The 23,355-nt window shown below is 63.2% G+C and carries 22 protein-coding genes and 4 tRNA genes; 24 read left to right on the top strand and 2 right to left on the bottom strand.

Annotated features, from left to right (window positions below; translation table 11 throughout):
* Window positions 1-1,089 precede the first annotated feature (1,089 nt).
* The 7 genes from BJP07_RS10780 to BJP07_RS10750 all read left to right on the top strand — a co-directional run bounded on the left by BJP07_RS10780 (window position 1,090) and on the right by BJP07_RS10750 (window position 8,106).
* Window positions 1,090-2,040, top strand: a complete 951-nt coding sequence (locus BJP07_RS10780; protein WP_071567438.1) for an o-succinylbenzoate synthase — start codon at window positions 1,090-1,092, stop codon at window positions 2,038-2,040.
* Between the two features lie 146 nt (window positions 2,041-2,186).
* Window positions 2,187-3,767: a DASS family sodium-coupled anion symporter gene (locus BJP07_RS10775; protein WP_071567437.1), complete on the top strand. Its 1,581-nt coding sequence runs from the start codon at window positions 2,187-2,189 to the stop codon at window positions 3,765-3,767.
* 15 nt (window positions 3,768-3,782) lie between these two features.
* Window positions 3,783-4,229: a hypothetical protein gene (locus BJP07_RS10770; RefSeq protein WP_071567436.1), complete on the top strand. Its 447-nt coding sequence runs from the start codon at window positions 3,783-3,785 to the stop codon at window positions 4,227-4,229.
* Window positions 4,230-4,240: 11 nt separating this feature from the next.
* Window positions 4,241-5,857, top strand: coding sequence for a 2-succinyl-5-enolpyruvyl-6-hydroxy-3-cyclohexene-1-carboxylic-acid synthase (gene menD, locus BJP07_RS10765; protein ID WP_071567435.1), 1,617 nt, complete (start codon window positions 4,241-4,243; stop codon window positions 5,855-5,857).
* Entirely contained in the window at window positions 5,806-6,282 is a 477-nt protein-coding gene (locus tag BJP07_RS10760) for a DUF3592 domain-containing protein (RefSeq protein WP_369822356.1), read from the top strand. Before menD ends, BJP07_RS10760 begins: the two co-directional genes overlap by 52 nt.
* A gap of 3 nt (window positions 6,283-6,285) precedes the next feature.
* A complete protein-coding gene (locus BJP07_RS10755; protein WP_083584215.1) occupies window positions 6,286-7,407 on the top strand; it encodes a glycosyltransferase family 1 protein in 1,122 nt (373 codons plus the stop codon).
* A gap of 6 nt (window positions 7,408-7,413) precedes the next feature.
* A complete protein-coding gene (locus tag BJP07_RS10750; RefSeq protein ID WP_071567434.1) occupies window positions 7,414-8,106 on the top strand; it encodes a demethylmenaquinone methyltransferase in 693 nt (230 codons plus the stop codon).
* On the opposite strand, the gene BJP07_RS10745 is transcribed toward BJP07_RS10750, so the two are convergent.
* Window positions 8,096-9,322 carry a geranylgeranyl reductase family protein gene (locus BJP07_RS10745; protein WP_071567433.1) on the bottom strand — a complete coding sequence of 409 codons (1,227 nt, stop codon included), beginning with the start codon at window positions 9,320-9,322 and terminating at the stop codon, window positions 8,096-8,098. The two genes, BJP07_RS10750 and BJP07_RS10745, sit on opposite strands and share 11 nt — an antisense overlap.
* A gap of 144 nt (window positions 9,323-9,466) precedes the next feature.
* Between BJP07_RS10745 and BJP07_RS10740 the strand changes: the two genes are divergently transcribed.
* The 9 genes from BJP07_RS10740 to rplA all read left to right on the top strand — a co-directional run bounded on the left by BJP07_RS10740 (window position 9,467) and on the right by rplA (window position 13,891).
* Entirely contained in the window at window positions 9,467-10,483 is a 1,017-nt protein-coding gene (locus tag BJP07_RS10740; protein WP_071567432.1) for a polyprenyl synthetase family protein, read from the top strand.
* Window positions 10,484-10,564: 81 nt separating this feature from the next.
* Window positions 10,565-10,647, top strand: a tRNA-Tyr gene (locus BJP07_RS10735).
* A gap of 197 nt (window positions 10,648-10,844) precedes the next feature.
* Window positions 10,845-10,917 (top strand) — tRNA-Thr (locus BJP07_RS10730).
* Window positions 10,918-10,953: 36 nt separating this feature from the next.
* A tRNA-Met gene (locus tag BJP07_RS10725) sits at window positions 10,954-11,025 on the top strand.
* Between the two features lie 63 nt (window positions 11,026-11,088).
* A tRNA-Trp gene (locus tag BJP07_RS10720) sits at window positions 11,089-11,164 on the top strand.
* Between the two features lie 24 nt (window positions 11,165-11,188).
* Window positions 11,189-11,512, top strand: coding sequence for a preprotein translocase subunit SecE (gene secE, locus BJP07_RS10715; RefSeq protein ID WP_071567431.1), 324 nt, complete (start codon window positions 11,189-11,191; stop codon window positions 11,510-11,512).
* Between the two features lie 81 nt (window positions 11,513-11,593).
* Window positions 11,594-12,508 carry a transcription termination/antitermination protein NusG gene (nusG, locus tag BJP07_RS10710; protein ID WP_071567430.1) on the top strand — a complete coding sequence of 305 codons (915 nt, stop codon included), beginning with the start codon at window positions 11,594-11,596 and terminating at the stop codon, window positions 12,506-12,508.
* Window positions 12,509-12,674: 166 nt separating this feature from the next.
* Entirely contained in the window at window positions 12,675-13,103 is a 429-nt protein-coding gene (rplK, locus tag BJP07_RS10705; protein WP_071567429.1) for a 50S ribosomal protein L11, read from the top strand.
* A 77-nt stretch (window positions 13,104-13,180) separates the two neighbouring features.
* Window positions 13,181-13,891, top strand: a complete 711-nt coding sequence (rplA, locus tag BJP07_RS10700; RefSeq protein ID WP_071567428.1) for a 50S ribosomal protein L1 — start codon at window positions 13,181-13,183, stop codon at window positions 13,889-13,891.
* A gap of 52 nt (window positions 13,892-13,943) precedes the next feature.
* Here rplA and BJP07_RS10695 read toward each other — a convergent pair whose 3' ends face one another.
* Entirely contained in the window at window positions 13,944-15,020 is a 1,077-nt protein-coding gene (locus BJP07_RS10695; RefSeq protein ID WP_071567427.1) for an HNH endonuclease signature motif containing protein, read from the bottom strand.
* Window positions 15,021-15,124: 104 nt separating this feature from the next.
* On the opposite strand from BJP07_RS10695, the gene BJP07_RS10690 reads away from it, so the two are divergent.
* The 8 genes from BJP07_RS10690 to rplL all read left to right on the top strand — a co-directional run bounded on the left by BJP07_RS10690 (window position 15,125) and on the right by rplL (window position 23,288).
* Window positions 15,125-16,042 (top strand): TIGR03773 family transporter-associated surface protein, encoded by a 918-nt coding sequence (locus tag BJP07_RS10690; RefSeq protein ID WP_071567426.1) that lies wholly within the window; start codon window positions 15,125-15,127, stop codon window positions 16,040-16,042.
* Window positions 16,043-16,071: 29 nt separating this feature from the next.
* A complete protein-coding gene (locus tag BJP07_RS10685; RefSeq protein ID WP_071567425.1) occupies window positions 16,072-17,580 on the top strand; it encodes an anchored repeat ABC transporter, substrate-binding protein in 1,509 nt (502 codons plus the stop codon).
* A 7-nt stretch (window positions 17,581-17,587) separates the two neighbouring features.
* On the top strand, window positions 17,588-18,481 hold the full coding sequence (locus BJP07_RS10680) for a choice-of-anchor M domain-containing protein (protein ID WP_071567424.1): 894 nt from the start codon (window positions 17,588-17,590) through the stop codon (window positions 18,479-18,481).
* Window positions 18,478-19,251, top strand: coding sequence for an anchored repeat-type ABC transporter ATP-binding subunit (locus BJP07_RS10675; protein ID WP_071567423.1), 774 nt, complete (start codon window positions 18,478-18,480; stop codon window positions 19,249-19,251). The genes BJP07_RS10680 and BJP07_RS10675 overlap by 4 nt, the downstream gene beginning before the upstream one ends.
* Window positions 19,244-20,086 (top strand): anchored repeat-type ABC transporter permease subunit, encoded by an 843-nt coding sequence (locus BJP07_RS10670; RefSeq protein ID WP_071567422.1) that lies wholly within the window; start codon window positions 19,244-19,246, stop codon window positions 20,084-20,086. The genes BJP07_RS10675 and BJP07_RS10670 overlap by 8 nt, the downstream gene beginning before the upstream one ends.
* A complete protein-coding gene (locus tag BJP07_RS10665) occupies window positions 20,083-22,113 on the top strand; it encodes a choice-of-anchor M domain-containing protein (protein ID WP_071567421.1) in 2,031 nt (676 codons plus the stop codon). Before BJP07_RS10670 ends, BJP07_RS10665 begins: the two co-directional genes overlap by 4 nt.
* Window positions 22,114-22,330: 217 nt before the next feature.
* Entirely contained in the window at window positions 22,331-22,852 is a 522-nt protein-coding gene (rplJ, locus tag BJP07_RS10660; protein ID WP_071567420.1) for a 50S ribosomal protein L10, read from the top strand.
* 49 nt (window positions 22,853-22,901) lie between these two features.
* On the top strand, window positions 22,902-23,288 hold the full coding sequence (gene rplL / locus BJP07_RS10655) for a 50S ribosomal protein L7/L12 (RefSeq protein WP_071567419.1): 387 nt from the start codon (window positions 22,902-22,904) through the stop codon (window positions 23,286-23,288).
* Window positions 23,289-23,355 lie beyond the last annotated feature (67 nt).

The raw sequence follows: 23,355 nt of genomic DNA, 5'->3' as shown, positions 1-23,355 counted from the left end.
CAGCCTATAAGGCCCCACCGCAGTTGGTGGGGATTAATATAGGGCGTGATCTTGCTGTTTACCAGCGGGTATAGTAAGTTTTATTCAAACGAGTCGACGGGGGTTCACAACTCAACGGCGGGCGGCGCGACGGAGAAACTTCCGTTTGGGGACCCATCAAAATTTACAATAGGACTTCGATCTGGCACGGCAATCTCACTCCCGCTGCCCCCTAATTGGCGTATTTTGTCGGCGAAATACAGATAGCTTCCCCCACGTGTGGGAAGGGCTACGGGGGTCCAGCTCCCTGTCCCTTTTTCATGTCCGAGCTCTTCCCCGGATGGAGAATAGAGGTAGTAAGTATTATCCGTTGTAGATGGATATGGCTCCATTACTGGCCCGTAAGAAACGATGTAATTACCTGACGTGGCCCATCCCTGCTCGGCCCCCTCGCTTCGGTCCGGGAGGATACGAAATATAAGGAGGGAGGCAATAGTGAAGGACAGTACGAGGGCCACCACTACGGTGCCGCGTGATCTGCTTCGCATGAGTTGATCCTTATTCGAAGTCCTAGTATGAGATTACTTGGTCATCATCCCTTACATCAGACGGATACACACCTGGCCCTCCGTTAGCATCCAAGTTGACTACTCCGTTTGTAGCGACCATGTACGAAGCCCAAACTAGCGAAGAGCAATTGAAAGTGTCTGCATTCAAATCCTTGTTAAAAGCAAAGTTGTATCTGTAGCCAGCGCCGGGGGTGTTGTAACCGGGGCCCGCTTTGCTAAGTGCCCAATTTGTCGCTGCGTCGCGGGAAGCTTGGCTGGGTCCGTTGTCCCGCTCGTGTGAGCAAGTTGCGCCGGAATGGACCAGCTGCCTGCGCTTCGTAGCACGAGGGGTTCGTCGAATGCCAACGGTACTGGGGGTAAACGTGAAGTCCATGGACAGATCCTGGGCCGGTCCGTTCGCGTTAACGCGCGGAGCTGGTGGTTTGGCGATGAAACCTAGTTCTTTCGCTTCATTCATGCTTGGAACCGTTCATTCCACGCGGAGACGCTTTCCGGGGTGGTCGCAGCACTCTGCCTTTCGGTCCGAAGCTAGCATTGGGGCATGATCCCCGCTCTCGATGACATTCTCGAACGCTCCCACGTCGTAGCCCTGCCCATGGCGGTGAGGTTCCGCGGGATCACCACGCGCGAGGCCCTGCTTATCGACGGCCCCTCCGGTTGGGGCGAGTTCTCTCCCTTTGTGGAGTACGGCCCGGGGGAGTCCGCGCAGTGGTTGCGCGCCGGGCTGGAGGCCGCGTTTGAGGGGTTGCCGGAGGCTTCCGGGCCGGTGCCGGTCAACGGTACGGTGCCCGCGGTGGATGCCGCCGGCGTGGAGGAGGTCCTCGAGCGTTTCCCGGGTATCGGGACGTTCAAGATCAAGGTAGCCGAGGTTGGCCAAACCCTCGCCGAGGATGTTGCGCGCGTCGAGCGGGTACGCGAGCTGCGCCCCGACGCGACCCTGCGCGTGGACGCGAACCGGGGGTGGAGCGTCGAGGAGGCGGTGCGCGCCGCCGAAGCGTTGGGGGAGCTGGAGTACATCGAGCAGCCGTGTGAGAACGTGGAGGAGTTGGCGGCGGTGCGTGCCTGGGTGCGTACGCCGATTGCGGCGGACGAGTCGATCCGGCGTGCGGCGGACCCGCTGCGGGTTGCGCGATTGGGGGCTGCGGATGTGGCGGTGCTGAAGGTGGCGCCACTCGGCGGGGTGCGGCGCCTGCTGGCGCTGAAGCGGGACCTGGGGATGGACGTGACGGTGGCCAGCGCCCTGGATACCGCGGTGGGGATGTACGCGGGGCTGGTGGCGGCGCGTGTTGCTGACTCGCGCGCGGCGGGCTTGGCCACGCAGCGGTTGTTCGTAGAGGACGTCGCAACGCCGCGACCGCTCGTCGATGGCTGCCTCGAAGCCACCCCTGTTACCCCCGATCCGGCGCGACTCCATGAACTTCGGGCGCCCGCCGAGCGTCGCGACTGGTGGTTTCAGCGCGTTCGGGACTGTATGGACACCATGCGGGGGTAAAAACGCTACCTGCCGGGGGTGGAAATGTTTGATTAATCTGTGCATTCTTGCGACATTTGATGTGTGAGGGCGTAACGTCTCCCATGCGAGGGTGTGAAAGATCACCTTTTTAGCTGTTGTGTGAATCCTGTTCGAAAGGATCGAAAATGTCGACTCCCGTGATCCACGAATCGTCTGCACTTTCTGATGGCGATCTTGCTAAATCGCCGGAACCGGGTGAGTGGCGCCGCCAGCTCATTGGGCTGATTGCGGGCGTGCTGCTCGCGCTGTTGGTGTATTACATCTTCCCAGCCAGCGCGGCTGATACCGTGAGCCAGTCCTCGGGGGCTGACCCTGAAACGACCTACGACGCCGACGTCATGCGCGTCGTCGCCGCGACCACGGTGCTGATGGCAGCGTGGTGGATGACCGAGGCGATCCCGCTGGCGGCCACCGCGTTGTTGCCGATCGCGATCTTCCCCGTGATGGGGGTGGCCAAGTTCAGCGCGGTCTCCGGGCCGTACGCATCCGCCACGATCTTCCTATTCATGGGTGGCTTCCTCATGGCGCTTGGCCTGCAGCGCTGGAACCTGCACCGCAGGTTGGCGCTGGTGGTGGTGCGCATCGTGGGCACGAGCCCGAAGCGCATCATCCTGGGATTCATGCTGGCCACCGGCTTCATGTCCATGTGGGTATCCAATACCGCAACGGCCGTGGTCATGCTCCCGATCGGTGTTTCCGTGCTGACCCTGACCGCTGACTCCGTCGGTGGCATGCAGAACCAGAAGCGCTTCGCTACCGCGCTGATGCTGGCTATCGCGTATTCCGCGTCCACCGGTTCCCTGGGCACCCTGATCGGTACCCCGCCGAACGCCCTGCTGGCCGGCTACATGAAGGAAGCACACGACATCACGATCGGGTTCGGTCAGTGGATGCTGGTAGGTATGCCAATGGCGATCCTGCTGACCGTCATCGCCTGGGTGGTGCTCATCAACGTGTTCAAGCCTGAGATCGACCGGATCCCTGGTGGTAAGGAGCTCATCGATGAGGAGTACCGCAAGCTGGGTGCTTGGACGTTCCCGCAGGTGGCCGTCGGCATCATCTTCCTCATCGCAGCCTTGGCGTGGATCTTCATCCCGCTTGGTATCAAGCAGTTTGGGTGGGAGTTCCCGTACAACGACGCCATCGTTGGCATCATTGCCGGCCTGCTGATGTTCATCGTGCCGGGCACGAAGCAGGGCAAGCGCCTGATGGACTGGGAGACCGCCAACGAGATGCCGTGGGACGTTCTGCTGCTGTTCGGTGGTGGCCTGTCCTTGTCCGCGATGTTCACCTCCACCGGCTTGTCCCTCTGGATCGGTGAAGCTGCAAAGGGCCTCGCTGTGCTGCCGACGATTCTGCTCATCATGGCTGTCGCCGCACTGGTGCTTGGCCTGACCGAGCTGACCTCGAACACGGCAACCGCCGCAACCTTCCTCCCGATCATGGGTGGTGTCGCGGTTGGTATCGGCCTGACCGAAGCAACCGAGATGAATATCTTGCTGCTGGCCATCCCTGTGGCGCTGTCCGCAACCTGTGCGTTCATGCTCCCGGTGGCAACCCCGCCGAACGCGATTGCGTACTCCTCCGGCTACGTCACCATGAGCGAGATGCTCAAGGGCGGCCTGTGGCTCAACATCATCTCCTTGGCCCTGATTACTGTGGTGACCTACTTCCTGGCGGTGCCGGTGTTTGGTTTGGTGCTCTAGCGGTACGCTAGCAGCATGGATAACCAGCAACGTCCGAAGCAGTACTTCCCGGATCCGCAGCACCAAACGCAGTACTACGAGCCGGAAGCCTATTACGGCGACCCCCAGCCCTATTACGAGCCGGAGCCGAAGCGCTCCAACGGGCTCGCAATCGGGCTGGGGATTGCGCTTGCTGTGGCGCTGTGCGCGGGCACCGTGTTGTTCTTCTTGTGGCGCAGCGCCGCCGCCGAGGCCAACAAGCCACCGGTGACGTCCACCGTGATGGTGACCGAGACCGCCGTGTCCACGGAGACGGTCACGGAGACAACCATGAAGCGGCCGAAGTTGCTGCCGGATCGAGGGCGTGGGGAGAGCGGGGAGACCGTGGCACCGACCGAGCCCCCGGTGGAGGTGCCGTCCGAGTTGCGTGGTCTCTTCGATGATCTTGTCTCCGGCGCGGAAAGCGCCATGCAGGGCCAGTAAGGTAGGTGGCCATGAACTCGATGGATATTGCCTGCCAGGTCGCCGAAGTAGTGTCGCAGCATGTCACCGATGTGGTGATGTGCCCCGGGTCGCGCAACTCGCCGCTCGCGTACGCGTTGCTCGCACGCAGGGACATCACAGTCCACATGCGTATCGACGAACGCTCCGCCTCCTTTGCCGCCCTCGGCATGGCGCGCGTGCAGCGCCGCCACGTCGGCGTAGTGATGACGTCCGGCACCGCTGTCGCCAACACGCTGCCCGCCATGGTGGAGGCGCACATGGCGCACGTGCCGCTGGCCGTCATCAGCGCTGACCGCCCCGAGTGGATGGTCGGTACTGGGGCCTCCCAGACGATTTGGCAGCAGGGCATTTTTGGCCACTACGCGCGCACGCAGCAGGTCACCACAGTGGAGGATGCCCGCGCGCTGGACTTTAGCGACACCCAGGTGCACGTGAACGTCGCCCTGGATACTCCGCTGGTGCCGGATGCGTTGCCGGAGCCGGTGGGGCAGCCGCGCCGGGTGGGCCCGGGCCGCCTGTCCACGAATCCGGCGTGGCGTGACCACGGTGCCGTGGATGTCGACCTGACGAAGGACACGCTGGTCATCGCCGGCGACGAGGCCTGGGACGTGCCCGGGTTGGAGCACGTGCCCACCATCGCGGAGCCGACCGCGCCGACCCCGTTCCACCAGGTGCACCCGTTGGCGGCGCGCTTTTTCGCGCAGAGCGAGGTCGCGATTAGTCACGACGGTGGCGATTTCGCCGCGTCCACGAAGCCGGAACAGATCATCGTGGTTGGGCACCCGACACTGCACCGCGACGTGATGGCGTTGCTCGCCGACCCGGACATCACGGTGATCGGCATTTCGCGCACCGACACGTTCACGGGCAACCCGCAGCTGCGTGCCTCCCGCGTCAACGCGACGGGGCAGCCGCGCCAGCAGTGGATCACCATCTGTGAGGCAGCGGGTGGCGTCGGCGCGAACACGGTTCGCGACGCCCTCGCCGACGTCGACTACGGTTTCACCGGCATGCACGTCGCCGCTGCTGTCTGCGACACCCTCGGGGTGGGGGACACGCTGGTGCTTGGGGCGTCGAACCCGGTGCGGGACGCTTCCTTCGTCGGTATGCCGTTTGACGGTGTGCCCACCGTCTCCCCACGCGGCGCCGCAGGCATCGACGGCACCGTCTCCCAGGCGGTCGGCGTCGCACTTGCCACGCAGCGTCTCCACCCGGACGAGATCCGGGCACCGCGCACCGTCGCACTCATGGGGGACCTCACCTTCCTCCACGACGCCGGCGGGCTCCTCATCGGGCCGGGGGAGCCGCACCCAGGCAACCTGACCATCGTGGTGGCCAACGACGACGGCGGCGGCATCTTCGAAACGTTGGAGGTCGGGTCGCAGTCCGTCCGGGACGACTTCGAGAGGGCGTTTGGTACGAGGCACGGAGTGGACGTCGAAAAGCTGGCGGAAGCCTACGGTGCCGACTACCGCCGCGCCGAAACCCTCGCCGAACTGCACGAGGTGCTGCTTGAACTGGAGACGCAGCCCAACCCCATCACCGTGGTGGAAGCGTGCACCACACGGTCCACCCGGCGAGCACTCGCGCAGCGGCTGCAGAAGTGATCCGCTGGAAACGCCGCGCCCAGCAGCTCGTGCTGGCGCTGTACACCTGCACGATGATCGGCGTGCTCGCGATGGTCGCGGGCCCCGCCATCAACGACTGGCGCATCGCCCGCGACCCCGGCCGCGGCCTGGCCACCGTCACCGCCGTGAGCGCCACCCGCACCACCGTGGAGTACCAAGACGACCGCGGCCGCACCCACTCCCCGGCGACCGGGCTGCTGTACCCAACCGGGCTCAACGAGGGGCAGCAGGTGTGGGTGACGTACTCGCGCACCGACCCTGACCTGGTCAAGGTCGAGGGCCGCGGCTGGACGCTGGCGCTGATCCCCGCGCTGTCCGTCGCCGTGGTGGCAACGCTGGTGGCAGCGGCGGCGTGGAAGGGCGTGGGCCGCTTCGTACGCGGGGAGCACGAGGGGGAGGCGTAGCGGATGCGTGTGGCCATCGTCGCCGAGTCCTTCCTGCCGAACGTCAACGGGGTGACCAACTCCGTCCTGCGCGTGCTCGACCACCTCCGTGAACGCGGGCACGACGCCCTCGTGATCGCCCCCGGTGCCCGCGAGCACCAGGAGGAAATCCCTGACTACCGGGGCTTCCGCGTGGTCCGCGTACCCACCGTCCGCGTCCCGCTCATTGACTCGCTGCCCGTCGGGGTGCCCACCGGGGCCGTGCGCGCAGCACTCGCGGCCTTCCAGCCGGACGTGGTGCACCTGGCAAGCCCGTTCGTGCTCGGGGCGGCGGGCGCGTTCGCAGCCCGCCAGCTCGGGGTGCCCGCGGTGGCGCTCTACCAAACGGACGTGGCGGGCTTCGCCACGAAGTACCACCTGCCGGCGCTGGCGAAGCTTGCGTGGGACTGGACGCGCCGGCTGCACAACGCGTGCCAGCTCACGCTCGCTCCCTCGTCTGCGGCGGTGGACCAACTGAGCGCCCACGGCATCGAGCGGGTCCACACCTGGGGCAGGGGCGTCGACGCCACCCTCTACCACCCCCGTCGCCGCAGCGAAGAGCTGCGCCGCGGCTGGGACCCGAGCGGGCGCAGACGCATCGTCGGCTTCGTCGGGCGCCTCGCCGCCGAGAAAAGCGTGCACCGGCTTGCCCCGCTCTGCGGACGCGACGACCTCCAAGTGGTGATCGTTGGCGGCGGCCCCGAGGCCCACGACCTGCGCGCCGCCCTCCCCGGCGCCGTGTTCTGCGGCCCGCTCACCGGCGAGGCACTCGCCCGCGCCTACGCCAGCTTCGACGTCTTCGTGCACCCCGGCGAATTCGAAACCTTCTGCCAAACCATCCAAGAAGCCCAGGCCAGCGGGGTGCCCACCATCGCGCCGCGCGCCGGCGGCCCCATCGACCTCATTGTCGACGGGACCAACGGCCGCCTTCTCGACGTCCCCACCTTCACCACCGAACTGCCAAACGCCGTCGCGTGGTGCCTCGACGAGGCCCGGTGGCAGGCCCTGCGGGTGGCGGCGCGCGAGTCGGTCTCCGGCAAAACGTGGGACGCGCTGTGCCAGCAACTCATCGAGTATTACGAGAAGGCACGGCGCGCGCTACAGTAGAGCGTTATGGCCAAGGCAGATCTGGAGAAGAAGCCCTTCGACGTAGCGGGCATGTTTGACGGCGTCGGCGAAAAATACGACATCACCAACACCGTGTTGTCGTTTGGGCTGGACAAGTACTGGCGCAGGCGCGCCCGCGAGCGACTCAACTTGAAACCGGGGGAGAAGGTACTCGACCTCGCCGCCGGCACCGCCGTGTCCACCGTCGAACTGGCGAAGTCCGGTGCGTGGGTCGTCGCCTGCGACTTCTCCCAGGGCATGCTCGCGGCCGGCCGCGACCGCGACGTCCCCAAGGTCGTCGGCGACGCGATGCACCTGCCGTTCGCCGACAACACCTTCGACGCCGTCACCATCTCCTACGGCCTACGCAACGTCTACGACTTCGAAGCCGGCCTGCGCGAAATGGCGCGCGTGACCAAACCTGGCGGCCGCCTGCTCGTCAACGAATTTTCGACGCCCATCGTCCCCGGCTTCCGCACCTTCTACAAGCAATACCTCCCGGTCGCGCTGCCGCTGCTGGCGAAAGTGTTCTCCTCCAACGCGGAAGCCTACGAGTACCTCGCCGAATCCATCCGGGCGTGGCCACACCAGGAGGAGTTGGCCGCCGCCATCAACCACAACGGCTGGACGGGTGCCGGCTGGCAGGACCTCTCGCTGGGCATCGTGGCGCTGCACAGCGCCGTGAAACCTACAGCGTAGCGTCCCACAGCGGCGCGTTGACCGGAACCACGCGCCCGGCGGCGCGCCACGCACGCGAAATCAAGTCCGTGTCCTCTTCGGTGACCAGGTTGCCCATCAGGCGCGCCGCCGCCGGCATCAGGTGGCGCCCCGCCACGCCACGCAGCGCCAGCGGGCCTGCCACCGGCAAGAACTGCGGGTAGGTCAGCAGGCGGGCCGCGGTGCGCGCCAGCGCGAACGCCTGGCCGTACGCCTCCCGCAGGAGCAGCGGCCACGCCAGCGTGCAATCCTTGCCTTCCTGCAGCAGTTCCACCGCCATGACGGCGGTCTCCATCCCGTAATCGATGCCCTCGCCGTTGAGCGGGTTGACGCACGCCGCCGCATCCCCGATCAGCACCCAGTTCGGTCCCGCCACGTTCGACACCGCGCCACCCATCGGGAGCAACGCGCTCGTGACCCGCTGCGGCTCGCCCAGGGCCCAGGTATCACGCTGCTGGTCCGCGTACTGGTGCAGCAACTTCTTCGTGTTCACCCGCGCCGGGCGAGCATTCGTAGACAGGGCGCCGCAACCAAGGTTTACGGTGCCGTCGCCGAGCGGGAAGATCCACCCGTAGCCCGGCTGGATGGTGCCGGTGTCGTCGCGAAGTTCCACGTGCGAATGCATCCACGGCTCCCCGGACATGGGGGAGGCGCAGTAGGATCGCGCCGCGATCCCAAACACCTCGCCCTTGTGCCACGTGCGGCCCAACAGCTTGCCGAAGGTCGAACGCACCCCATCGGCCACAACCACCCAGCGGCAGCGCACCTCGCCACGCGCGGTGTGCACCGCCTCGATCACACCGTCGGCGCCGAACGTCACGTCCGTTGCGGGGCAGTCCTGCCACACCGTGGCCCCCGCGGCCGCAGCCTCCGCGACCAACGCCGCATCAAACGTCGCGCGCGGGCTCGCGGAACCATCCGTGCCATACATCCCATCCGGCCACGGGGCAATCACGTCACCCCCGTACCCGTGCAACCGCAGACCCTTATTGCGGTAGGAGGGCAACACGTGCTCTAGCCCTAAGCGACGCAGTGTGTGTACCGCCCGCGGAGTCAGACCGTCGCCGCAGGTTTTGTCGCGGCCGGGCGAAGAGGCGTCGATAAGCAGGGTTGAAAACCCAGCCCTCTGGGCCGCGATGGCCGCCGTGGCCCCCGACGGGCCCGCGCCCACAACTACGCAATCAACAAACTCAGTCACGAGTCCACATTGTGCCAGATAGCGCAGGCACACCCCATTACTGCAAAAATTTGAGGGTGTGGACTACGGTTAGTGATGTTAACCGCGCCCCCACATGCCCCGGGAATGGCGCAATGAGTACTTTAACCTGCAAGGACATCATCGATGACCAACGGCATAACACCGTCACCACGCCATGGCTTTCGCATGGACCTAGGCGACGACGCCCTCACCGAGCGTGTTACAAACGGCATGGGCGAGGTCGAAACCCTGCTCAGGGAGCGGCTCCAGCAAGGTGAAGCGTTCATCACCGACAAAGTGATGCACCTAGCAGCCGCCGGCGGCAAACGCTTCCGCCCACTTGTGGCACTGCTCTGCAGCGAATTCGGGCCCAACCCTGGCACCACCAACGTCATCAAAGGGGCCACCATCACCGAAATGGTGCACCTGGCCACCCTGTACCACGACGACGTCATGGACGAAGCCGAAAAACGCCGCGGCGTCGACTCCGCCAACATGCGGTGGAACAACACCGTCGCCATCCTCGCCGGCGATATCCTCTTCGCCCACGCCTCCAGGCTCATGAGCGAAATCGACACCGCTACCGTCGCCCACTTCGCAGACACCTTCCAAGGCCTCGTCACCGGCCAAATGCGCGAAACCGTCGGCGCCCAGGGGGAAGATCCAGTCGAGCACTACCTCAAAGTTATCGACGGCAAAACCGCCGTCCTCATCGCCTCCGCCGCCTACCTCGGCTCGTTGCACTCCGGGGCGTCGCGCGACATCGTTGAAAGCTGCTCCCGGATGGGCAGCGCCATCGGCATGATTTTCCAGATCGTCGACGACATCATCGACATCTTCTCCGACAGCGCCCAATCCGGGAAAACGCCCGGCACAGACCTCCGTGAGGGCGTATTCACCCTCCCGGTGCTCTACGCACTCGAAGAGGACTCGCCAGCCGCCGAAGAACTCCGCGGCCTGCTCACCGGCCCACTCGACAACGACGCCGACGTCGAGCGTGCCATCGACCTGCTCAGCCAAACGCAAGGTCGCCAGCGCTCACTCGACACCGTGCAGGAGTACCTCGACATCGTCGAACGCGAACTCGACTTCCTTCCCGACGGCCCCGCAAACCAAGCGCTGCGCCAAGTCTCCGTCTACGCGATCGAACGCGTCGGATAGCGCCGGATAGCGGCTCTGGCCACGCGATTTGCGTTCTTGCGGGTACGTTGATGTAAAGTAGTCCACGCACTTACGGTGCATGCCAGGTTGTCCGAGTGGCCAAAGGAAGCGGACTGTAAATCCGCCGGCGTACGCCTTCAGAAGTTCGAATCTTCTACCTGGCACCGAAAGCCCGCCCCTCGCGTTCTGTGAGGGGCGGGCCTTTTCCATCTTCAGGTGTTGCGTTATAAGCATGCGAAGAGGGCGTCGAAAAGCTATTGCTACCTGGCGATTTGCGTTCAATGGTAGAAGCGGGTTACTCTTTCAAAGGCTTCAACGGAGCGGACACGCCGAAACGGTGAGTTCACAACACAGAGGCTGTGCCCCCTTAGCTCAGTCGGCAGAGCGTTTCCATGGTAAGGAAAAGGTCGTCAGTTCGATTCTGACAGGGGGCTCTGTTGTTTGTATAGTCCTCGTGGCGGCAAACACATGGCGGTGTAGCTCAGTGGTAGAGCAAGCGACTCATAATCGCTGTGTCGCGAGTTCAATTCTCGCCATCGCTACTCACCTCAAAACGGGAAACGCGTTTCCCGTGGTAGGGTTAGGAACACTGTTCACAGTGTCCTAGGGGCGTGGCGCAATTGGTAGCGCAACGGTCTCCAAAACCGTAGGTTGCAGGTTCGAGTCCTGTCGCCCCTGCCAAAACTTGTAGTTAGAGGAGTTCTTTTGACTAATCCGCAAGAACACAACCCAGCACAGCCAACCGGCAAGCGCCAGCTGCGCGGGGTTTCCTCTGTTTCATCCGCTTCCTACGAAGAGAAGCGGGCACCCGCAAAGCAGGAAGAGGACCGCGAAGAATCCCTCGGAGGCGGCCCAGGCGCGTTCCCGGGTGAAGTCGTCCAGGAAATGCGCAAAGTCATCTGGCCAACCGGAAACCAGATGCTCAACTACACCCTCGTCGTATTCGCTTTCCTCATCGTGCTCACCGCACTCGTGTGGGGAACCGACCACCTCGGCACCATGTTGGTGCAGTGGGTGCTCATCCGCTAACATGTAAAACACGTGATTGTCCCGCCACCTCAAACCCGAGGGAAGGCGGGATTAGTTTTTGCCACACCAAGGAGAAACACCATGAGCACCGAGCCGGGAAACCAGGAAAACACGGACCTCGAAGCGCCCGAATCGTCCGAAGCAACAGAGCAGACTGCTGAGCTCCACGCCGAAGAAGAAATGGTTGCCGAAGGTGGCGCCGTGAGCGAGGCTACCGATCCGGAAACGGCGGAAGCCACTGAGGCTGTCGAAGTTGTCGAGGAGCCTGTGCAGGAGGCAGACCTCAACGCGGCCGAGTCGCCACTCGCAGAGCCGACGGAGGCTGTGGAGGCTTCACAGGCTGACGAGGACTCCGAGTACCGCGCGCGCCTTCGCAAGTACGTCCGCGAACTGAAGAAGCTGCCAGGCGAGTGGTACATCATCCAGTCCTACTCCGGCTACGAGAACAAAGTGAAGACCAACCTCGACATGCGTATTCAGACGCTCGAGGTGGAGGACTCCATTTACGACGTTGTCGTGCCGATCGAGCAGGCCATCGAAAACAAAGACGGCAAGAAAAAGCTTGTGAAGCGCAAGCTGCTGCCGGGCTACGTCCTGGTCCGCATGGACATGAACGACGCCGCCTGGTCCGTTGTCCGCGAGACCCCAGGCGTGACCAGCTTCGTAGGCAACGAAGGCAACGCCACCCCGGTCAAGCATCGCGACGTGGCAAAATTCCTCATGCCGAAGGCGGAGCCAGTCACCGGCGAAGACAGCAAACCGAACGCCGAGGGCGAGACCGTCGTGGCAATGCCGGAGGAGGCAGCGCCGAAGAAGATCGACCACGACTACAAGGTCGGCGAAGCCGTCACCATCCTGTCCGGGGCGTTGGCGTCCGTGTCCGCCACCATTTCCGAGATCGACGAAGAAACCGGCAAGATTCAAGCGCTCGTGTCCATCTTCGGCCGCGAAACTCCAGTCGAGCTCACCGCCGACCAGATCGAACGCATCATGTAACCGTTTGCGTTTGTCCCGTGTCGGGGCGTAAAGTGAAACGTCGCGTGTGCCGAGAGGCCCGCGACGTTTTTCGTTCTCCCCGGTGGCTCCGTCAAGCGGGGCATCCGGAAGTGTTTCTGCCGTCATCGTGGCAGGAGGCACTGTACCAAGGAATTGAGGTAATTCGATGGCTAAGAAGAAGGTCACCGGCCTGATCAAACTGCAGATCGAGGCCGGTATGGCAAACCCGGCTCCGCCGGTTGGTCCTGCGCTGGGTGCACACGGTGTCAACATTGTTGAGTTCACCAAGGCATACAACGCTGCAACCGAGTCCATGCGCGGCAACATCATCCCGGTTGAGATCACCGTGTATGAAGACCGCTCCTTCGACTTCATCCTGAAGTCCCCACCGGCTGCATCTCTGCTTCTTAAGGCAGCTGGCCTGCAGAAGGGCTCCGGCATCCCGCACACCCAAAAGGTTGGCTCTGTCACCTGGGACCAGTGCAAGGAAATTGCCGAGACCAAGAAGAAGGATCTCAACGCCCGCGACATCGAGGCAGGCGCCGCGATCATCGCAGGTACCGCTCGTTCCATGGGCATCACGGTCGAGAAGTAGTTCTCGCCGTTCGTGGGAGCGCCGGCCAGGCGCGTACCACATTTCCTGAAAACACCATTTTCTGAAAGGAAACCAACATGGCTAAGAAGTCCAAGCGCTACAACGAGACGCTGGCAAAGGTAGACCGCGACGCGTTCTACCACCCACTCGATGCCGTCAAGCTGGCGCAGGAGACCTCCTCCAAGAACTACGACGCCACCATCGACGTCGCAATGCGCCTATCCGTCGACCCTCGCAAGGCCGACCAGCTGGTCCGCGGCACCGTCAACTTGCCACACGGCACCGGTAAGACCGTCCGTGTAGCTGTGTTCGCAGAGGGCGAGAACGCAACCAAGGCTGAGGCTGCAGGCGCTGACATCGTCGGCACCGACGTTCTGATCGAGCAGATCAACGCCGGCACCATCGACTTCGACGTCGCAATCGCGACCCCGGACCAGATGGCCAAGGTTGGCCGCGTCGCTCGCGTCCTGGGCCCACGTGGCCTCATGCCGAACCCAAAGACCGGCACCGTCACCACCGACGTCGCGAAGGCGATCGAGGAGACCAAGGGCGGCAAGATCGCGTTCCGCGTGGACAAAGCTTCCAACCTGCACGCGCTGATCGGTAAGGCATCCTTCACCGCTGAGCAGCTCGCCGAGAACTACGGCGCCCTGCTCGACGAGGTGCTGCGCCTCAAGCCAGCATCCGCGAAGGGTATTTACCTGAAGAAGGTCACCGTTTCCGCAACGCAGGGCCCTGGCGTCCCAGTGGACACCAACGTTGTGAAGGACTACGCGAAGAAGGCGTAAGCTTCCTTCCCTTTTCGACGCCCACTTCGGCCATGCCGTGGTGGGCGTTTTGCTATGTGTACAGCAGTTTCATAGCCCCTGGACGGTGTACTGGATTGGTGGTGGCGTAGCCGCGCGGTGAGTGCCAGAGGGGCTGTGCGTTGACAAGTTCGATTCGTCCGCGGCGGGCGCGTTGCGGGTCGTCGTCGTTGACGCGGTTGTGGTAGCGACACAGCGGGGCCAGGTTGTCGATGTTCGTTTCTCCTCCGTGTTGCCACGCGGTGATGTGGTGGATTTCGCAGGCGTCGGCGGTGTGGCGGCAGCCGGGTACCGGGCAACCGGGAGTGATGGCGCGGGCGAGGGTGCGTTGCTTGTCATTGGCGAGGCGTTGCGTCCGGTAGAGGTTGACTGCTCCGTGTTGTGGGTGGAAGACGGCGGCCTCGAGTTCGTTGTCGCTGGTTGCGACGCTGCTGTTGAGGTATTCGGCGCCGGTCATGGTGGTGCCATCGGTGAGGGTGAGGGTGGTGTCGTCGCCGTGGCCGCGTTTGATCTGGATCCACTGTGGTAGCGGGATGAGGAGGAGGGGGCGTGGGACGGCGTGGGGGACGGAGTGGCCGTCGCCACGTATGATGTCGAGGAATCTGCGCAGCATGTGTTTGCTGGGTGGTGTTTTGGGGTCCATGTCGCGGGTGAGGGCGTGTTCGAGGTCTGCGAGGTCGCGTTCGTTGGTGGTGAGCGTCATGGTGCGACGCCCGTTGCGGGATGGTGAAAAGGTCAGGCGGTCTTTGGCTGGTTTGGTGTTGCTCGGGAGGAGTGCTTTTGCGCGTTCGCTGAGCTTTTTGTAGGTGCCTTTGCTGTCGAGGAGTACCAGGCGCAGTTTGGTGCGGGTTCGGGCAGATTTGATGGGGCGTAGTCTGCGTTCGATCATGGCGAGTTGGTCGAGGGAGAAGCCGTAGCGGCGTGCTTTTTCTGCGGCGAGGCGTTGTTTCTGTCGAGATTTTGTGGGGCCGAAGTAGATTTCGTGGAGTTGGCGCCAGGCGCGTGCGCGTGTTGGGTCGACGCCGGCTTCGATGGCGGCGTCGTAATCGAAGCCGTCCAAGGTGTCGAGGGCTTGCGTGGACATGGATTCTAGGAATGTTTTGAAGTTCATACTTTTAACTTAAGTGGCTGTGCAGTGTTCGGGAAGAGCCCTCTCATTGCCTGTGGATAACTCGCAATTTGCATGTCGACTCTAATGAAAATAATGTTCATTAGGTGAATTTTTCTGTCACCCAAACGCTGCGAGTGCTCGCGGCGACACTGCTGTTCTTCTTCGTATCGACGCCAGCCTTCGCAGACGAATGCCACCCAGCGCTGCATCCGATGGTGAAGGATGACCGTACAGTTCCGGCGGAGTGGCGCGATCCCACGGAGCTCCGCTTTGGCCTGGGGGATGCGGCGAAACAGCAGCTCACGAGTCCTGTAGGGCCTATCCCGGCTGGTGCGGCGTGGCTGATCGGAGCAACCCAGCAGGCCGGCGTGCCATGGCTCGGGGCGAACACGCAGCACCCATCGCTGCTTGAGAACACATCGGGCGATGTGACGTGGGAGGTCACGGGATTCGACGGCCCTGGCACAATGTTTGTGTTTACGCAAGGTGGCCTCGGTCGGGTTGTGGGTGAAGAGTGGTTCCGTGCAGTCGACGGGCAGGCCCAGGGTAGTCACACCATCCCGGCGAATTCGCACGTGCACCCGAATTGGATGTTTAGCGCACCAGGAACATATACGGTGACTGTGCGGCAAAGTGCGACAGCGAACAATGGTGAATCGGTGAATGGAGAGGCGACGCTCACCTTTGACGTTGGTGGTTCAGGAAACGCGGACGATGGCCATTTCGATTTCGGTTCCGTCTTTGAGGCAGAGGGCGAATGTGCCCAGCAAGTGGCGGCGGCCGGAGCAGACGAAGGGTCTGGGAAGGAGCAGCGTCAGTCGCAGGAACAGTCGTTGCAAGAACCTGCGTCTGCGCCCACGCAGCGTAGCGGTACTCTCGCGGAGACGGGGACTACGGTGATGACGCTGCCAGTAGCAGTGCTTGGTCTGGGTGTGTTTGTTTTTGGTGCCGGTTGGTTGTGCTTAGATGCGTCGTTGCGCCGTCGTGTTGCTGCGGTGTGGGGTTTTGGTGGCCACCGGTGAGTCAATTTTTTCGTCGAGCCACTGCATTGATGTGCGTGACGTTGCTTGGTGCGTGTGGGTCCCCGGGTGTGCAGTCGGTGGGGGAGGGGAAGGCGTCGGTGGTGGCGTCGACACCTATTTTGGCGGACATGGTGCACAACGTTGCCGGTGAGGCGGCTGATGTGCACGCCTTGATGGCGCGTGGGGTTGACCCGCACAGCTATGAGCCAAGCTTGCATGCCACGCGCGACATTGCTTACGCAGATGCGGTTTTTACCAACGGTCTGTTGCTGGAACCGCAGTCACTGATCAACACGATCGCAGCGACTGCCCGCGAGACAACGCCGGTCGTGCCTCTTGCACAGGAAGCGCAGCGCTACGGGTTCGCGCCGATTCCACTTGTGGAGGACGCGAGTCTAGACGCTGTATGGCTCGGGCTGCGGGTGGATACGGGCCAGCAGCTGTCGGCGACGGGGGTTGCGGACCTGGAGCTTGTAGATGTTGACGGCCCCGGTGACGCTTTCGCGTTTATCCTGGGGACTTTTGGCACCCCGGAGGTGGTGTTCAACTCTCGTGACGGGCTGGATAAGCATGACGCAAAAACATTGCCTGTCGACGCACATACCCACCTTAGCTGGGCGTTTTCTAAACCCGGTGTGTACAAGCTGACGTTTGACGCGCAGATCCGCGATGCCGTCGGTGCGCCGGAACGGGCAAATACGCAATCGACGGTGACGGTCGTGGTGGGGCAGGATCCTGCGCGGGTTGCGCCTGGGATGCACGCGGTGGAGAAGGGGCATGTCGACATCACAGCTGAGCTCGACGAGCAGGGGGCAGCCCATCTCGTACTCAATTCGGATGACGACGGCCGCCTCGACCCCGAAAACGTTGCCGTCACGGTGCCAAACACTACGCTCCAGCCGATCCCGCCGGAGCGAGCGTTCCGATTCTTGGGCACCCCGGGGGAGGAAGCATATCTGCTGCCGCAGGCGGTGCTCGGCAATCACGTGCACGGCGAGCTGGATCCGCACGTGTGGCATGACGTGCGTGCGATGAAGGCGATCGTTCAGGTGATCCGCGACGAGTTGGCTGCAGTGGACCCGCGACACGCGGAAATCTACCAGGCCAACGCCCACGATTACCTCCAGCAACTGAACGAAGCGGATGACGCAATGCGTGACGCTATCGCAGCGGTCCCCGAAGAGCAACGCAACCTAGTGACCACTCACCACGGTTACTCCTACCTTGCGCGAGCTTACGGGCTGCGCGTTGCGGGGTTTGTTACACCAAACCCGAGCGTAGAACCGAGCCCACGCGATGTCATCGCGTTCACCCGCACGCTGGAGAACCTGCACGTGCCCGCGGTGTTCCTGGAACCGCAGCTTGCCGGACGCAGCACAGTGCTGACGGAAACCGCCGCCCAACTGGGCATTAAAGTGTGCCCGATCTGGGGCGACACGTTGGATCCCCCAGGGGCTGGCCCGGCCGATACCTATATACACCTTGTGGAGGCGAATGCTGCGTCGATACGCAGGTGCCTTGGACGAAATGAGAAATGAGCGAACAATGAAACTTCGAATTACTCCACTCGTGTGCGCTGCGATGCTCGTAGCCACCCCAGTGATTGCAAACGCGCAGGCCGCCGACAATGATCCTGCGCTGCAACAGGTGGTCAGTGCAGATGAGGCGATCGCGCCTGTCGGCGAGAGCACCGTTATCGACGCCGGCCACGTGGACCTCGGTGCGACGTTCAACGGGGACACACTTGAGTTCCTTGCGCGCGACGACACGCAACAACCACCCGTGTGGCGCCACCTCGACGACGTGGTATTTCGGGTTACGGACGCAGCGAAGCAAACGCTACCCGACGGTGATGACTTCGCCTTTACCGGCGCAAAGCCTGGTGCAGATGTGTGGGTAATCCCACAAACTGAGGTCGCTGGAGTTCCGTGGCTAGGGTGGAACACGCAGGCTGCAAGCCTGCTTGAGCGCTCTGGCAGCGGGGTAAGCCTGGAATTCGGCGGACACGAAGGCCCGGGCGAGTTCTCACTGTTCTTGCAACCGGGTGGGTTCCACGCGCCCCAGCTCCTGTGGACAACCACAGAGCCGGGCGCACAGCCGATGTGGGTGGAGCCCAACACACACACCCACGCCAACTGGGTATTCACCGAGCCGGGCGTACACCTAGTTGGGGTGCGGGCCGTGGTGAAAGACGACGCCGGCACTGTCCACACAGACGAGCAGCTGGTGCACGTGGCGGTCGGTGACGCCGCAGATGTTGAGGCGGCGCGCGCCGCGCAGTTCGAGGGGTCGTGGCGTGAGGGCGCAGCGTCGGAAAAGCAGCAAGGCGGCCGGGGCAGGTTGAACGCGGGGTTGATCGCCGGTGGCGTGATCGGCGTGCTGGTGCTTGCACTCGTGGCACTTCTGGTGGCGCGCTCCCGGAAGGGGCGTAGCGAGTGAACCGACAACCGCTCATAGAGGCGCGCGGGCTGCGCGCCGGGTACCCGGGCCGTCTCATTTTCGAGGGCGTTGATCTTGTAGTGCCTGCTGGACAGTTCGTCGGCCTGCTCGGACCAAATGGGGCTGGCAAGACCACGCTGATGCGGGCAACGCTCGGCCTGATTCCCGGTGCCTCGGGGACGGTGCGGGTGGGGGAGCAGACGGGTAACTCGGTGCGCAAAGTGGTGGGGTACGTTCCGCAGCGCCACGACGTTGCTTGGGACTTCCCGATTGATGTCGCGTCCGCCGTGCTCAACGCCACGCTTGACTTGCGTCCGTGGTATGTCCGTCCTACCGCGGAGCATCGCGAAGCTGTTGCGGATGCGCTCGATGCTGTGAACCTGCAGGATTTGGCTCGCCGACCAATTGCGGCACTGTCCGGTGGGCAGCGCCAACGCGTCCTGGTGGCGCGCGCCTTGGTGCGTCGTCCGAGCGCGCTGTTCCTTGACGAGCCGTTCACGGGCCTCGACATCCCATCCACTGAGCAACTGCTGGCGTTGTTTCGCCAGCTGGCTTCCCGAGGAATCGCGATCGTGATGTCCACGCACAACATCGTTGAGGCTGTGGATTCCTGCGATCGGCTGTTGCTGTTCCGCGGTGGCATCGTCGCTGATGGGACTCCCGCTGAGCTTGACAGTGCCGAGCCTTGGATGGACACGTTCGGCGTCGGCCCGGATTCGCCGTGGTTGGCGGCTCTGCAAACACACGTGAAAGAGGTCACTCGTGCTTGAAATCGGGTTTCTGCAGTTTTTGGCCGATGTGGCCAACCCGCACCTGGCGTTCCTGCCGCGCGCGCTGACGGCGGCGGTGTTGGCGTCGGTGCTGTGCGCGGTCGTCGGGTGTTTTGTGGTGCTGCGTGGCATGGCGTTCATTGGGGACGCGGTCGCACATGCTGTGTTCCCGGGCGTCGCGTTGGCGTTTGCTCTGCAGGTGTCGGTGCTGTTCGGTGGCGCTGTTGCTGGGCTCATCGTGGCGGTGTTGATTGCGGGGCTGTCGCAGCGGCGTGCGCTCAAGGAGGATGCGGTGATCGGCATTGTGTTTGCGGCCGCGTTCGCGCTCGGTCTGGTCATTATTTCGCGTGTGGAAGGCTACACGGCGTCGCTGAGCTCGTTTTTGTTTGGCTCACTGACGGGCGTGAGCGAGCGCGACCTCATAGTCAGTGCCGCGACGTGCGCCGTGATCGTGGCGTTGGTGGTGGCGTTGCGTCCGTGGCTGACCGCGGTAGCGCTCGACCGGGAGACGGCCCGCGCGATGAACGTGCGCGTCGCACTTCTGGACTTAGTGCTCTACCTCTGCGTGACTGCCGCGGTGGTCGTTTCGGTACAGACGATCGGCAACATTCTTGTGCTGGCGTTGCTGGTCACTCCGGCTTCCGCGGCTCGCCTGTTTACGGACAACCTGGAGACAATGATGATCCTTGCTGCGCTGATCGGTGTGGTCGGCAGTGTGGTTGGCGTGTGGTTGGCATGGTCGTTCGACTCGCCGACCGGCGCAACTATCGTGCTGTGCGTGACGGCCATTTTTGGTGCGAGCTGGCTGTTCGCGCGGAAGGGGGCACGGGCATGATTCGAAGGCTCATCCTCGCGGTGGCGCTTCTCGCTTTCACGGTCGCCCCGGCCCACGCCGCCACGCCTGCGGAGCACCAACCCGGCGACCCAGGGCATGGCGTCGTCCTCCCTGAGGATCTTGACCACCCGTGCGCTGGCCGTAAGTTGCTGTACCACTCCCACAACGACGCCCTCTACGGCACTCGGTTCGGCGGCCAACTGTCCATCGGGGCGGTCGATGGCCAGCAGGTCACTGACCAGCGCGACGTCTGCTTCCGACTGCCCCTCGACGCTGACTCCGATGGCAATGACGTCTCCCGGCTCACCATTCCGGACGACGGTTCCCTCGATTTCCTTGGCGCCCCGGGCAGTCAGGTGTGGCTCGCACCCCAGCACGCCGACTTCACGGACAATTGGCGCCCGATCTGGTCCGGTATCGGCGCATTTGACCCTGCCCACGAGCTGCCGGGGGCTGTGCCGAGCAACTTCAAAGACCGTTTGATGTACTTCGACCTGTTGAGCATCGACGGCCCGGGCGATGTGCAGATTTTCTTCAAGAACGCCGCCTCGCCGGCCGAGCGACTCTTCAATAGCGCCGATGCGCAGATGCACACCGTCGAGTATGAGGTCGGTGCACACGGGCACTTCAACTGGACGTTTACGAAACCTGGAGTGTACAAGCTGCGCTGGCAGGGCCGTGCCGAGCTGACCAACGGCGAGACCGAGTACACCAGTTGGACCGACCAGTACTGGTTGGTGGGCACTGACGCGGACGTCGGTCTGCCGGAGGGCACCACGACGGGGCTTCGGACCCCCAATTTATCGACGCCCACTCCGGCACCAACGCAAGCACCAACACCAACGCCAACGCCGACGCCGGCAACAACTGCGTCGTCGGCGCCTACCCCAGCCCCCGCATCGAAGCACTGCGATGCGCTGCGCACCCGACCGGATACCTTCATCGCGAGCGGTCATATGGATATGGGGCCCGTCGATACTCGGGAGGCCGCGCTCATCGACGACCGCGACCCCAACAACCCCGCGCGTCGCGCCAGTGGCACTTTCGTGTTCGAGGTGCCCGACCGTGCGCGAAAGGACATACCCGCGACGCTGCGCGACACCTTCCCCACGCGCCCCGAGCGCATGTGGATGTTGCCGCAGTCGCAGCAGTCAGACCTGCCGTGGCTCGGCTTCTCGACGACCCACCACCCCGCACCCGCAACCGTCCGTATTAATAAGGTCTCCGGGCCGGGACGCATGTACACATGGCACGAAGGGTTGCAGGGCGCCAAGCTTGAGTTGGACTCGGGCGACAGCTCCCGCACACTGCGCTACCCGGCCAACGCCCACGATCACCAGGCGTTCGGATTCACTGAGCCGGGCCTGTACGCCGTGACGTTTGCATTCGACTCTGTGGAGCTCGTCGCGGTGTTCGCGGTTGGCGACGCCGCCATCGCTACCGCGCGTGAGCAGCACGCAAACGGATATCGCGACTTGGACTCGTGCGGCGTCAACGCAGCGGCGAGCGACACCTGGGTGGGCGCATTGGCGAAGGGCATCCGCTCAATCGATGAAGAGTTGAGCAAGTTCGGCCAGAAGCTACGGCCAGTAGCGACGACCTCCCCGTCGAAGCCAGCCGCAGCCCGCACTGTTATAAGTACGGTGCGGGCGACGGAAGCGAAGATGGTGTCGAAGCAAGCGGTACCGAAGCAAACAGCATCGCACAAGTCGGCTTCGAAGCCGGCGCAGAAGCCCACAACAACGTCGGCGGCGAAGCAGCGGGATGCAAAGGCGACCGGGGTGAAGCCGACGTCGACAAGGGGAGCGATTCCCGATGCCTCGGCGCCGAAGGGTGGGGGCGGCATTGTGTCCTCCTTCGACCAGGGCGCAGCGCAGGAGGAGCCCGCGACGGACGTGACTGCCAGCGGTTTTTGGGGTGGACTTATTCTCGGCGTTGGCTTGATGGCGTTGTTGGGAGGTATCGCGCTGTTTGTGGTTGCGGCTCGAATGTTGCGCGGAGTTGCGCGCATGCAAGAAGGCGTGTAGGGTTCTACAACGAAGTTTGAACGGGTATTACCCGAGCTCAAGTTTCACCGAAGACCGTCGGTCGCCCTTCGGGGCCGAAGGTACCCCACTCCAGGGGTCGACCCACGCAGGAGGAACGTGGCCTACCTTTCTTATGGTGCCTCGTGCTTCTGCACGGGGCACTTTTTGTGTTCCGGGCGGATTGAAGGACATGAAGTATTGGAAGGAGGCGTGTGTAATGGCAAATCCGAAGAATGAGAGCGAGCTCGTTGCGTTGAAGGAGAAGTTTGACGCTGCTAGCTCCATCGTGCTGACGGAGTACCGTGGCCTGACCGTTGGTCAGCTGCAGACTCTGCGTGGCGATCTCGGCTTCGATGTCGAATACCACGTCGCCAAGAACACCCTCATCAAGATTGCTGCGAACGAGCACGGCATCGAGGGTCTCGACGAGCTTCTGACCGGCCCGACCGCTATCGCTTTCATTAAGGGCGAGGCTGTGGACGCCGCGAAGGTCATGAAGAAGTTCTCCAAGGATCACGACGCGTTCGTGATCAAGGGTGGCTACATGGATGGCGCTGCCATCGACGCCGCTCAGGTTGACGCCATCGCTGAGATGGACAACCGCGAGACCACGCTTGCAAAAATCGCTGGCGCATTCCAGGGTTCTTTGGCAAAGGCTGCTGGGCTGTTCGAGGCTCCGGCATCCAAGACGGCTCGCCTTGTCGCTGCACTGCAGGACAAGCAGGACGACGCCGCATAACACACTTACAAACTTGGGCTAACCGCCCACCAATAGAAAGGAAGCCACCATGGCTAAGCTGTCTAAGGACGAGCTCATTGAGCAGTTCAAGGAAATGACCCTCATCGAGCTTTCCGAGTTCCTGAAGGAATTCGAGGAGGTCTTCGACGTTACCGCTGCTGCACCAGTTGCTGTTGCTGCTGCTCCGGGCGCTGCTGGCGATGCTCCAGCTGCTGAGGAGAAGGACGAGTTCGACGTTGTTCTCGAGGACGCTGGCGCCAAGAAGATCGGCGTCATCAAGGTTGTTCGCGAGCTCGTTCCGGGCCTGGGACTGAAGGACGCCAAGGAAATGGTCGAGGGTGCTCCAAAGGCTATCCTCGAGGGCGCAAACAAGGACGATGCAGAGGCTGCAAAGGCCAAGCTGGAAGAGGCTGGCGCAAAGGTTACCCTCAAGTAATCGTGCAGGCTGCATAGCTTTTCGACGAACACCCCGTCGCCACTTACCGTGGCAGGCGGGGTGTTTT

Source organism: Corynebacterium sp. NML130628 (genome assembly GCF_001875665.1).
Classification (GTDB): Bacteria; Actinomycetota; Actinomycetes; order Mycobacteriales; family Mycobacteriaceae; genus Corynebacterium.
Note: the sequence above shows the minus strand (reverse complement) of the source record. Positions and strands in the feature narration are given on the sequence as shown.